Consider the following 11,732-nt stretch of genomic DNA (forward strand, 5'->3'; position numbering starts at 1 on the left):
CCGCCCCCGGCCACGCCGCCCGGCCCGCGGCGGGGGGGGGCGGCCGGGGGGCCCCCCCGGGGGGGGGGCCCCCGACGCCACCCCCGCGCGGGCGGGGGCCGTCCCACCGGGGGGTGAGGTGATCGTCACGGGGTGGGTCCTCGTGGGTGGGGGCGGGGTACGGGTCAGGAACCGTTGCCGGCGGGGGCCTTCTCGGGGACGCCCTTCACTCCCTTGCCGGCGACCGCGTCGGCCAGCATCGGCACGTAGCGCTCGATGGCCCAGGGGATGGACAGCACGCTCGGACCGCTGGTCGCCATGCCGAGGGTCGGGTCCTGGACGAAGGCGTAGCGCTTGGCCTTGATCGGCTCCCAGCGGGTGAACAGCGGGTCCTTGAGGCTGTGCTTGACCTCGCCGTCACCGTTGGCCCAGGCCACGAAGACGTCGGCCTCGACGGTGTCCAGCTTCTCCAGGCTGATCCCGCCGTACCAGTTGGTGCCCTTGGCGGTGTCGGCGATCTTCTGCATCGAGGGGGTGTTCTTGAAGCCCATCTCGGTGAGCAGCCGGACCCGCGGGTCGTAGTTCAGGTAGAGGCCCAGTTCGGTGGAGCCGGGGGCCAGGCCGAGGCCGTAGGCGAAGGTGGTGTCCTTGAACTCCGGGTTGTCCCGGGCGACGTCGGCGAGCTGCCCCTCCACGTCGGTGACGAGTTCCTCGGCCTTCTCGTTCTCGCCGAGCGCCTTGCCGATGGTCTGGGTCATGCTCTGCCAGGTGCCGCCGTCCCAGGGCTTCTTCAGGTACGGCAGGGTGGGCGCGATCTCGTTGAGGCGCTTGTAGTCGACGTCGCTGAGGCCCGAGTAGAGGCCGACGATCAGGTCGGGTTCGAGGGAGAGGATCTGCTCGAAGTCGAGTTCGCCGGAGTCGCCCTGCTTGAGGACCTCGGGCATCTTCCCGCCGAGCTTCTCGACCTGGGTGCGGAACCAGGGGGTGTGGCCCTCCTTGTCGCCGCCCCACTGCTCGTCGACGCCGACGGGGACGACGCCGAGCGCGGCGACGACGTCCGGGGACATCCAGCTCAGGGCGACGACCCGCTGGGGCTTCTCGGTGATCTCGGTGCTGCCGTGGGCGTGCTTGATGGTCACCGGGAAGGCGGCGGAGCCCGCGGCGGCCTTGTCCTTCTTCCCGGCTTCCGCGTCGGTGCCGCCGCCGGAATCCGTCGTACCGCCTCCGCAACCGGTCAGGACGAGCGCGGCGGCGAACGCCAGCCCCGCGACGCGGGTCCACGCCCCGCGGCGGCGGGCGGCGGGGGCGGCCTTCGGTTCGGCCGTGGGCAGGGACATGCTTCTCCTCGGTACTGCGCACCGCGGGGCGGCACGACGACGGGCGGGATGGTGAAAGCCGAACGCCGCGGTGCGACACGCGTGCCTACGGCTCCGCGCACCTCAAGTTAGGCAACCCTCACTTCGCTCCACGCTAGGGAACCGGACGGCCGTCGGGCGTCGCGCGACGGCCAGGGTGCGTCGCGAATCGGCCACCCGTCGATCGGGGGGTCAGGAGGCGGAGGCGGGCAGGGCCCGCAGGTACTCGGTGGGACTGCTCCCGGTGACCCGCCGGAAGGCGGCGCTGAAGGCGCTGGTCGTGGAGTAGCCGCAGCGGTGCGCGACGAGGTTCACCGGCTGCCCCTGACTGAGCAGGGTGATCGCGGCGGACATCCGCACCAGGGCGCGCCAGCGGGTGAACGGCATCCCGATGTCCTGGGCGAAGGCGCGGGTGACCGTCCGCACGCTCAGCCCGTGGCGGGCGGCGAGGTCCTCCAGCGACAGATCGCTGTCCGGGTCGCCCAGCACGTCGTGGGCGAGGGACCGGATGCGCCAGTCCTCGGGGACCGGTACGTCGAGGGTGGGCAGCGGGTCGTCCTGGAGGTGCTCCAGCACGACCCGCTGGGTGCGCAGCCGCAGGTCGTCGTCCATCGCGGTGGCGTCGAGGTGGAGCAGCATCTCCTGGAGCGCCCGCCCGACCCGCAGTGCGCGCGGCGCCGACCAGTCGCGGGGCGCGGCGGACCGGGTCACGTACGTGTAGCAGGCGACGCTGCCGGGGTCGGAGGCGGCGGCGTGCGGGGTGCCGGGTGGCACCCAGACGCCCTGGCCGGGCACGAGTCGGCGCACGGTGGCGGGGGTCCACAGGGTCATCGAGCCGCTGTGCGGCCAGACGAGGAGGGCGTCGGTGTGGGTGTGCACGCCGGGGCGGGCCGAGCCGTTCGGCTCGTTCCCGTCGAACACGGCGGTGGTCAGGAGGTAGGGCGGCGGCACCTCGGCGCCGCCGACCGCTGGGTCGGACCAGCGGAGCGGGGGCCCGGTGGGCGGTTCGCCCCACGGGCGTCCTGAGATTGCAGCAACCGGCATGAACTTAGGTTAACCTAAGTAATCGTACGGATTCCGCCACGGGTGCGATGCCCTTGTTCGTGGGCCTCCGTTGTCCAGCACAGGTGCGCTCCACTGTTGCGCAGTTCCCCGCGCCCCTTTCGGGGCACTCCTCCCCCACCCCCGAGACGCGGCACCCGCCCAGGACCGCACACCGCCAGGTGCACGCACCCAAGGGGCGCGAGGAACCGCGCGAGGAACCCCAACGCACCCGCAGCCGAGCACCCACCGCAGGAGCCACCCCCAAGGGGCGCGAGGAACTGCGCAAAACAACCGCGCACCCGCCCAGGACCGCACACCGCCAAATGCACGCACCCAAGGGGCGCGAGGAACCGCGCGAGGAACCCCAACGCACCCGCAGCCGAACACCCACCGCAGGAGCCACCCCCAAGGGGCGCGAGGAACTGCGCAAAACAACCGCGCACCCGCACGGGACAACGCACCGCGCGACGCCACCCGCAGCAACAGCCCGAGCTACTCGTCGACGTGGACGGTCCCGTCCTCGTCCATCCGGGGATGCATCCGCTCAGGCCCGTACGCATCCGCATCGGAGGACCGAGGCCCCTCGGGCCCGTCCACCCCCCACCGAACCATCCGCTCGATCCGGCACACCCGGAAGTGCTCACCCCCGACCCGCACCTCGTCCGCCCGGGCCGCCGCCCGAAACCGCTCCGCGGCCCGCGCGTAAGCGGCCGTCCGCCGCTCGTCGAGCCCCAGCGCCCGCGGCCAGAAGTCCCTCAGCGCGTCGAACAGGAGCCGACGCGCGTCGTGCGGGGTCGGCGCCAGCGCGCCCCGGGGCCGCCACCGCTCGCCCTGCCGCTCGGCCACGCAGAACCCGACCGGGAGCAGCGCCACCTCGGGATGGGTCCGCACGGCCCGGGCGCTGTCCTCGCGCATCCGCCGGGAGAAGGACGTCCCCTGGTAGCAGAAGTCCCGCAGGGCCAGCTTCAGGGCCTCGGCCATGAGCCCCCGCTCCCGTGCGGGGTCGAGCGCGGTGCCCACCTCGGGCAGCGGGGTGCCGTCCTTCAGGAACTCCCAGGAACGGTCCGCGGGTTCGGGGTCGGTGGACCGCGGGGGCTCCAGCCCTTCGGCGCCGCCCCGGGCGAACTCGTCCCCGCGGACGACCCGGTAGCGACGCCCCAGCGCCGTCACCTCGTTGACCGGCTCGCGCTCCAGCACCGCGACCGCGGCGAGGAGTTCACGCCGTGCGGCGGGGTCGTCGGTGTCGTCCTTGGCCGTGAACCACAGATGGGAGTTGAGCGAGTCCCGGACTTCCTGCGGGCGGCCCGCGACCACCGGCTTGAGCACGCTCCACCGCCGCTCGCCGTCGGGTTCCTGCACGGCGAGCCCGAACACCGGCCCCCGCAGGAGCAGGTGCGGGTAGCGGTAGGACGCCTCCACCGCATCCGCCTCGGTGACCCACTCGGCGGGGTCGTCCCGTTGGACCAGGCCCTCGTGCACCCGGTCGAGCTGTCGCTTCCAGTCGTCACCCATGCGCACATTGTGGTGAAGCCGGCGGGACCACCGACCATATCGGCGCAACTGACCGGACTTGTTCGTCTCGTGCTCGTCTTCGCACGTCAGCCCGGGGGCGCGGGCCTAACCCCCGCTCCGGCGCACGGGGGGTGGCGCGTGGGAACGCCCGGAGCGCGGCGGGTCCGGGGCTCCGGAGGCGCTCTCATGTCGGGCTCGAACAACGGGTGAGCCCTCTCTCACACCGGGCCCCGAGAACCCCCCGATTCCCGGCAAATTCCCCGCCCGACTCCCCCCGTCCTCCCAGGTGGACACGGTCCACGTCCGCCCCTTGCACCCCCCGCGCGCCCCTACGCGCCCCTACTGAACAGATACCTCGCTCACCACGTATCTCCTGGCAGCACAGGTCGTGCGCCCGGGCGTTGCGGAGCCGAAAACCTTGCCGACAACGACCGAAACTCACTGCCCGGATGACCCAAAGTCCACTTCAGCCGCATACGACATGAGAATCCTCTCCTCTTTTCCGTCACCTGTTTGATTGGACTGGACACTCTCCCTATGAGACTCAGGAAGGCCAATCTGGCGATCACGGTGGTGGCAGCCCTCGCGGGTGCCGGCATGGTGGCCGGGCGGGCCCTCGTCGATGGAAGCGAGCCCCTTGACCTGGGGCCCGTGATCGACGTGAGTGGACCCGAAGCCAGCGATGTCGCCCCTTCGCAGACGGTCTCGCCGCCCCCCATATCCCCCCAGGGCCCGAAGACCCCCCTACCCGACCGCAGCAACACGGGGGTGAGGGCCACCCCCAGCGCGTCCTCGCTCCCGACAGCGGTGCCGTTCCCCCCGGGGAACAGTCCCGGATCGAGCCCCTCGTCCACCGGACCGCCCGGTGGACGCCCCGTACCCACCCCCACCCCACCGCACAGCGCCAACAGACCCCCGTTCCCCGACGATGACCGGAGCGAGGACGACGAGGACGAGGGCCGTGGCGACAGCGACGAGAACGATGACGTGAGCATCGGCGAGAGAGAGGAAGGAGGCGACGACTAGGAGTGCGTAGGCACACCGCCAGCGCCCGGTCGAGGATCGTGGGCTGGATGATGCTCCTGGTGGGTGCCGCGATCGCGGCACCCACCGTCGGCCTCATCGTCGTCTGGCAGGCCCAGCTCGACGCGAAGCTCGACGACCAGTTGCAGCGCGAGGTCGAGAACCTCCGTCACTTCGCGAAGCAACGTGACCAGAACGGGCAGAAGTACACCGACGGTTCGGTGCTGCTGATGCGGTTCATGACGGTCAACCTCCCCAACCGGGACGAGACGTTCTTCAGCATCGTCGACGGCCGGGCCGATCGGCGCAGCCCGAAGGACCCGCCGCTGCGGTTGGACAACAAGCCGGAGGTGGTCAGCAAACTGGCCGCGCTCAGCGGGGCCAAGACCCAGACGGGCTGGCTGGACACCTCGAAGGGCCGGGTCCGCTACGGCGTGGTGCCGGTCCGGGTCGCCGGGGACACCCGGGACATCCGGCTCGTCCTGCTCGAATTCCGCGACCGACAGCTGTCCGAGCAACGGCGGCTGGCGAAGATGCTGTTGGCCACCGGGCTCGGCGCACTCGTCTTCGCGGGCCTGGCCAGTTGGCTGGTCGCCGGACGGGTGCTCGCACCGGTCCGGTTGGTCCGCCAGACCGCCGCGCGGATCAGCGAGTCCGACCTGACCCAGCGACTGAACGTGGCCGGGCACGACGACGTCGCCGCCCTCGCCCACACCTTCAACCGGATGCTGGACCGACTGGAGCAGGCGTTCACCGCGCAACGCCGGTTCCTCGACGAGGTCGGCCACGAACTGCGCACCCCCATCACGGTGGTGCGCGGACACCTGGAGCTGATGGACGGCGTCACCGCGGGCGGCGTCCGCGGTGGAACCGCCTGGGAGGGCCAGGTGCCGGTGCTCGACGCCTGGTCGCCCTGGAACGGCGGCCCCCGCGAACTAGGACCGGAGGACCGGGCCGCCACCCGGGCCCTGGTCCTGGACGAGCTCGACCGGATGAGCCGGATCGTGGACGACCTCCTCACCCTCGCCAAGGCGGAACGACCCGACTTCCTCACGATGGGTGAGACCAACCTCACCGATCTCATCGTGGACGTCGTCGCCAAGGCCCGGGCGCTCGGCAGCCGGCACTGGCGGGTCGCCGCGGTCTCCGAGGAGACCGTGCTGGTGGACGGTCAGCGGCTCACCCAGGCCCTGATCCAACTGGCCGCGAACGCCGTACGGCACACTCTGGACGGTGATCTCATCGAGATGGGGTCCACCATCCGGGACGACCGGGTGCTGTTGTGGGTCCGGGACACCGGGCCGGGTGTCGGACCGATGGACAAGGAACGGATCTTCAACAGGTTCGCCCAGGCCAATCTGATCGGCGCGGCGGGCAAGTCGGGTTCCGGTCGGGCGGGCACGGGCATCGGGCTCGGGCTCGCCATCGTCCGGGAGATCGCCGAAGCACACGGCGGCACCGCCTGGGTGGAGGACGCCCAGACCGGCGGCGCCCGCTTCGTGCTGGATCTGCCGGCCTACTACCCCTGGGAGGAAGGACACCATGCACCGGATTCTCATAGCGGAGGACGAGGCGGGAATCGCCTCTTTCGTGGAAAGAGGCTTAAGGGGATATGGGTTCGCTACCTCCGTGGTGGGTGACGGACTGTCCGCCTACGAACAGGCCAGGGCGGGCAACTGCGACCTGATGATCCTGGACCTCGGGCTGCCCGCGGTGGACGGACTGACCGTGCTGCGGAAACTGCGCGAACTACGGGTGACCCTGCCCGTGGTGATCCTCACCGCCCGCGACAGCGTCTCCGACGTCGTCGCGGGACTGGAGGGCGGCGCCGACGACTACGTCTCCAAGCCGTTCGCCTTCGAGGAGCTGCTCGCCCGGGTGCGGCTGCGGCTGCGGGCGGAGGGCGGACCCGAGGGTTCGCTGCTGCGGGCCGGCGACCTCGTCCTGGACCTGCGCACCCGACGGGTCCATGTGAACGGACGGGTCGCGGAGCTTTCCGCCCGGGAGTTCGCGCTGACGGAGGTGTTCATGCGCAACCCGGACCAGGTGCTCACCCGGGAACAACTCCTCAGCCGTGTCTGGGGGTTCGACTACGACCCCGGATCGAACATCGTCGACGTGTACGTACGCTACGTGCGCCGCAAGCTCGGCCCCGACCGGGTGGAGACGGTACGCGGCGTGGGCTACCGGTTGCGGGCCTGACCGAGCCCGGACCACCACCCCCGCGCCGGACCCCGTCCCGCCGCACCCCCCTACCCCCCTGCACCACCCCCCTGTACCTCCACCCCCACCAGGGCCCGAACCCCACCCCCGAAGGGCCCGTCCCTCACGTCACCGGGACCCGGCACCGCCCGGGTCCGGTACCCCTCGCACCTACCGGAACGTGATTCCCCGTCACGTCACGGCGGACCGGAGCGGCCCCTCCCGGAGACCCCGGCAGGGGCCCCGTCCGCCGACGCACCGTCGACGCACCGCCCCCCGGACCGCACGCGGTCCGTACGCGGTCCGCACCGGCTCACCCACGGTCGCCCCGAGGGGCGTGCGACCCCCGCGAGCACCGCGTTCCGGCCGGCGGACCGCCCCGAATCCACCGTCACCGCACAGCATCGGACAGCCCATGTCCGTGCCCACTCACCTGGGCGGACACCCGCTCTGACAACGTTGTCGGCCCGGTGAGAGGTCTCTCACGGCGATCTCACGGGTGACTCATCACCTACCCGCATGCTTCCGGGCCAAGACATCCACCCCCGGATGTCTCAACTCCCGCAGTGGCCATAGCCTTTCACAGGCTGCGACCACTGGTTCAGCCAGGAGCACCCCATGAAGAAACTTCTCGACAACGCACGCACCTTCCAACAGCGTGTCGCGCCGGAGAGCGAGATGTACCGGCAATTCGCCGCCGGTCAGAGTCCCGGGACCCTCTTCATCACCTGTTCCGACTCGCGGATCGTGCCCTCGCTCATCATGGGCTCCGCGCCGGGCGAGGTCTTCGAACTGCGCAACGCGGGCAACATCATCCCCCCGTACCGGCCCGGGCGGCAGTCCGGTGAGGCGGCCACCGTCCAGTACGCGGTGGACGTGCTGCGGGTGCAGGACATCATCGTCTGCGGGCACTCGCACTGCGGCGCCATCGCCGCGGTCGCCCAGGAGCAGGACCTCACCGCCCTGCCGAGCGTGGCGGAGTGGGTGTCCTTCGCCCGTCCCGGGCTGGCCCCGATCCTCGGCAGCCCGCCCGAGGACCCGACGCTGTCGAACTTCGTGCAGACCCACATCGTCTCCCAGCTGGAGACCCTGCGCGGCTACCCCGAGGTGCACACGGCCGTGGCGGACGGGCGGCTGAGGCTGCACGGCTGGTTCTACCGCGTGGACACCGCCGAGATCCACGAACTCGACGAGAACGACGGCGCCTTCCACCGTCACTGAGCTCGGAGCCGGGCCGGTCCAGGGGCCCGACGGACGAGGCGCGGGGCCAGGGCTCAGGTCCCCGTCCGCCCGTCAGGACCCCGGATGCGGCTCGGCTCCGGCGGGGCTCCCGCGCCCCGCACCGGTACGGGACGGACCACGCCCCGTGCGGACGGCCCGGACAGCACTCACGTGCGGACGCGCCGTCCCGTACCGGACACCTGCGACAACCCCTCGCAGGGGCACTTCGTGAACCGGCCCGAGAGCCGGTCCCCGGGACCCCTTCCCCCACGGGTCCCGTTCCCTCACCCAACCCCCCACGGACGCACCTGGTCGTCGGCCCCGCGCTCCCCCCATGGCGCACCGGACCGGCCGGCCGGATGCGGTGAAAGGAACGATCGCTGTGTCAACTGACCGAATACGCGCAGGAGGTACGGGACGCCACGCGCGACGGAGTCCCGACTCCAACCCCGGCTCCACCCAGAGCAGCGGTAGCGGTCCCAAGATGTCGAACGCGGAGCCTTCCATGAAGGACGCGCTCGGCACCGACATCATGGCGTCGATCGTCGTCTTCCTCGTCGCGCTCCCCCTCTGCATCGGTGTCGCGGCGGCATCGGGCGTCGCACCCGCCCTCGGCATCATCACCGGCATCATCGGTGGTCTGATCGTGGGCTTCCTGCCCGGTAGTTCCCTCCAGGTGTCCGGCCCCGCGGCGGGCCTGGCCGTCCTGGTCCTGGAGTTCACCACCGAACACGGCGTCGAGCTGCTCGGCCCGGTGGTGCTCATGAGCGGCCTCATCCAGATGGCGCTGGGCGTGCTGAAGGCGGGCGGGCTGTTCCAGTCCATCTCCCTCTCGGTGGTCCAGGGCATGCTCGCCGGCATCGGCCTGCCGCTGATCCTCAGCCAGATCTACGCGCTGGTGGACTCCAAGCAGCTCGGCACGCCGATGAAGAACGTGGGCGGCCTCGGCGACCTGGCCACGGCCGTCGCGGGCAACCCGCAGAAGGTCGCGGCGCTGGTGCTGGGCCTGATGGCCATCGTGCTGTGCTTCGTCTGGTACAAGATGCCCGCCCCGCTGAACAAGGTCCCGGCCCCGCTGATCGCGGTGGTCCTGGGCTGCGTCGTGGGCGTGATGCCCGGATTCGACGTCAAGAAGGTCGAGTTCGGCAACATGATCGAGGCCATCTCCTTCCCCACGCCCGATGCGCTCGGCCACCTCTTCGCCCCCGACGTCCTCATCATGATCATCACCTTCACGGTGATCGCCTCGGCGGAGTCGCTGTTCAGCGCGGCGGCCGTGGACCGGATGCACACGGGCCCGCGGACCAAGTACAACCAGGAACTGTTCGCCCAGGGCGTCGGCAACGCGGCCTCCGGCCTGGTCGGCGCCATGCCGCTGACCGCCGTGATCGTGCGCAGCGCGGCCAATGTGAACGCGGGTGCCAAGACCAAGCTCTCCCGCATCCTGCACGGTGTCTGGCTGCTCGGCTTCGGTCTGCTGCTGCCCGGTCTGCTGGGCCTCATCCCGATCGCGGTGCTCGCCGGTGTGCTGCTGCACGCGGGCTGGAAGCTCTTCAACCCGCCCGCGTTCGTCAAGATGTGGAAGACGGACCGCGGCGAGGGCATCGTCATGATCATCACGACGGCCGCCATCTTCTTCGCCAACCTGCTGGAAGGCGTGCTCGCCGGGCTCGCGGTCGCCGTGGTCCTGGTGGCGCTGCGGATGTCGCACATGAGCATCAAGGAGACCATCAAGGGCGACACCGGCCGGCTGGAGCTGCGCGGCAACGCGACCTTCCTGCGCCTGCCCCGGCTGATCGAGGCGCTGGAGGCCATCTCCCACCTGCCGCGGGTGCACGTGGACGCCACCAAGCTGTCGCACCTGGACCTCGCCTGCCGCAGCCAGATCGAGGAGTGGGGCGAGCAGCGCAAGAAGGCGGGCGCCCTGCACGTGGACGTGCGGTTGCCCGATGCCAAGGGCGCCAAGGACGCCGAGGACGTCGACGCAGCCGCCGGGTTCGACGAGCCCGAGATGAGCGGAACTCTCGACCAGCAGACCCCGGTGGAGGTCACCGCGGAGCTGCCCGGAACCGGGAACGGGGTCGGAGCCGGCGTGGGCGAGAACGTCGGACCGGGCGCCCATCCGGGGACCCACCCCGCACCGTCCGCCTCGGACTTCACGGACACCCTGCCCCCGACGCACGAGCGCTCCCGGCCCTACCAGGAGGCCGCGTACCAGCACTCCACGACTCAGGGCCACCCGCACGGCCAATCCACGCACGCCGGCGGGTACGCCCGCCCGCACCCCCAGCACACCCACCCCGGACACCACCCGCAGTACCACCCGGGGCAGGTGCACCCCGCGCAGACCCAGCCGGGCTACGCAACGCACCCGGGACAGGTGCACCACCACCTGCACTATCCGCACCCGCACTACCAGCCGTACCCGTACCCGCAGCAGGCCTACCCGCCGCAGCCGTACCCGGCCGGTCCGCAGTACCAGCCGCACGACGCCACCGGCCAGCAGCCGGTCTACCCGGAGCCTGCTCCGGGCGCCTACGGGGACCCGAACGGCGAGTGGGTCGCCCCGACCCACGGCGAGGGGAGCCGACGATGAAACTGAGGCTGACGGCCGACGAAGAAGACGGCCTGTTCCAGCTGCTCCGTTCCCTGCACACCTTCCTGACCGCCTGTCAGGACGAGGACTGCCCGGAGCTCCGGCCCGACCTGAAGGCCGAGGACACGTCCCGCGCTCCGCTGAACGGCATTCCGTCCCCCGCTGACCGCACGACGCACTCCCACGCGTACACCCGTTCCACCACCCCCCACCCGGTGCCCGCCCACCCGGCCGACGCGGACCGGGGCCAGTCGGTCCGCTCGGCGCACCCCCACCACGAGGCGACCGCCCCGGGGGGACACCCGGGGGGACACCCGCACTGTGCTCGTGGAGCGCACCACCCCGGGGCCGTTCGGCCCACCGCCGTGCCGGCGGCCCCGGGCGAGGACGCTGCGCACCCCACGGGCGCGGAGCGGTTCCTCACCGAGACCGCCGCCGGACCGGCCGCCACCGGTCCGGCGGCAACCGATCCGGCCACGACCGGCCCGGCCGGCGCAGCCGGCGATCGCGGTGCGACCGGGTTGCCGACCCGGGACCGCGCCGGGGCCACCGCCCGGTTGGAGGCCCGCAGGGCAGCGGCGGAAGCCGAAGCCAAAGCGGCACGAGGGGGTTGAGCGGACCCTCCTCCGCTCAAGTGCCCATCCCTGCCGGTCGGACACCGCCGACCGACCGGCGCGGGGCGGGGCCCCCCCCGGGCCCCGGGGGGGGGGGGGCCCCCCGGCGGCCCCCCCGGGCCGGGCCCCCCCCCCCCCCCGGCCGGGGGGAAAACCCCGGGGGTGTTGGGGGGGCCCCCCCCAGCG

General features: G+C 71.8%; 9 protein-coding genes. 6 read left to right on the forward strand and 3 right to left on the reverse strand.

Going from position 1 to position 11,732, the window contains the following annotated elements:
* Positions 1 to 164: 164 nt before the first annotated feature.
* The 3 genes from ACFWIA_RS26290 to ACFWIA_RS26300 form a co-directional block, all read right to left on the reverse strand.
* Positions 165 to 1,316 carry an iron-siderophore ABC transporter substrate-binding protein gene (locus tag ACFWIA_RS26290; protein ID WP_387009167.1) on the reverse strand — a complete coding sequence of 384 codons (1,152 nt, stop codon included), beginning with the start codon at positions 1,314 to 1,316 and terminating at the stop codon, positions 165 to 167.
* Between the two features lie 210 nt (positions 1,317 to 1,526).
* Positions 1,527 to 2,378 carry a helix-turn-helix domain-containing protein gene (locus ACFWIA_RS26295; RefSeq protein ID WP_387009168.1) on the reverse strand — a complete coding sequence of 284 codons (852 nt, stop codon included), beginning with the start codon at positions 2,376 to 2,378 and terminating at the stop codon, positions 1,527 to 1,529.
* Between the two features lie 492 nt (positions 2,379 to 2,870).
* Positions 2,871 to 3,890, reverse strand: coding sequence for a DUF5954 family protein (locus tag ACFWIA_RS26300; RefSeq protein WP_387009170.1), 1,020 nt, complete (start codon positions 3,888 to 3,890; stop codon positions 2,871 to 2,873).
* Positions 3,891 to 4,427: 537 nt separating this feature from the next.
* Between ACFWIA_RS26300 and ACFWIA_RS26305 the strand changes: the two genes are divergently transcribed.
* From ACFWIA_RS26305 to ACFWIA_RS26330, 6 genes are all read left to right on the forward strand, one after another.
* Positions 4,428 to 4,916 (forward strand): hypothetical protein, encoded by a 489-nt coding sequence (locus ACFWIA_RS26305; RefSeq protein ID WP_387009172.1) that lies wholly within the window; start codon positions 4,428 to 4,430, stop codon positions 4,914 to 4,916.
* 47 nt (positions 4,917 to 4,963) lie between these two features.
* Positions 4,964 to 6,553 carry an ATP-binding protein gene (locus tag ACFWIA_RS26310; RefSeq protein ID WP_387009272.1) on the forward strand — a complete coding sequence of 530 codons (1,590 nt, stop codon included), beginning with the start codon at positions 4,964 to 4,966 and terminating at the stop codon, positions 6,551 to 6,553.
* Positions 6,456 to 7,115 (forward strand): response regulator transcription factor, encoded by a 660-nt coding sequence (locus tag ACFWIA_RS26315; protein WP_385492005.1) that lies wholly within the window; start codon positions 6,456 to 6,458, stop codon positions 7,113 to 7,115. The genes ACFWIA_RS26310 and ACFWIA_RS26315 overlap by 98 nt, the downstream gene beginning before the upstream one ends.
* Before the next feature lie 618 nt (positions 7,116 to 7,733).
* Entirely contained in the window at positions 7,734 to 8,336 is a 603-nt protein-coding gene (locus ACFWIA_RS26320; RefSeq protein ID WP_387009174.1) for a carbonic anhydrase, read from the forward strand.
* 532 nt (positions 8,337 to 8,868) lie between these two features.
* A complete protein-coding gene (locus ACFWIA_RS26325; RefSeq protein ID WP_387009274.1) occupies positions 8,869 to 10,932 on the forward strand; it encodes a SulP family inorganic anion transporter in 2,064 nt (687 codons plus the stop codon).
* On the forward strand, positions 10,929 to 11,546 hold the full coding sequence (locus tag ACFWIA_RS26330; protein ID WP_387009176.1) for a hypothetical protein: 618 nt from the start codon (positions 10,929 to 10,931) through the stop codon (positions 11,544 to 11,546). The genes ACFWIA_RS26325 and ACFWIA_RS26330 overlap by 4 nt, the downstream gene beginning before the upstream one ends.
* The last annotated feature ends 186 nt before the right edge of the window (positions 11,547 to 11,732 follow it).

This window comes from Streptomyces sp. NPDC127068, assembly GCF_042724695.1.
Taxonomy (GTDB): Bacteria; Actinomycetota; Actinomycetes; order Streptomycetales; family Streptomycetaceae; genus Streptomyces.